Origin of the sequence: Lactobacillus nasalidis (assembly GCF_016587775.1) — a bacterium.
Taxonomy (GTDB): Bacteria; Bacillota; Bacilli; order Lactobacillales; family Lactobacillaceae; genus Lactobacillus; species Lactobacillus nasalidis.
On the sequence record NZ_BOCG01000188.1, the window covers coordinates 1 to 223 of the forward strand.

At 65.5% G+C, this 223-nt stretch carries 1 pseudogene; it reads left to right on the forward strand.

The annotated features are described in order from the left end of the window. Positions 1–223: pseudogene (locus lacNas_RS03410) on the forward strand (DNA/RNA helicase); the annotation flags it as partial.

Genomic DNA, 223 nt, shown 5'->3' on the forward strand with positions numbered 1-223 from the left:
CTTTCACGGCTATCCCTTGCCTGAGCCGCGCCTGGACCTGTACGCGCGGCCTTTTTTGAAAAAAGGCCGCCTGCATCCGAAGCTGGCCCGGCGGATCAAGGCCGCGGCCGCCAGCGGCCACCCGCTGCTGGTCTTTTTGCCGCGGATCGCGCAAATGCCCCAGTATTTCGCGGCCATCAGCCAGCTTTTGCCCGCTTTGCGCCTGGCCACCGTCCATGCCCAG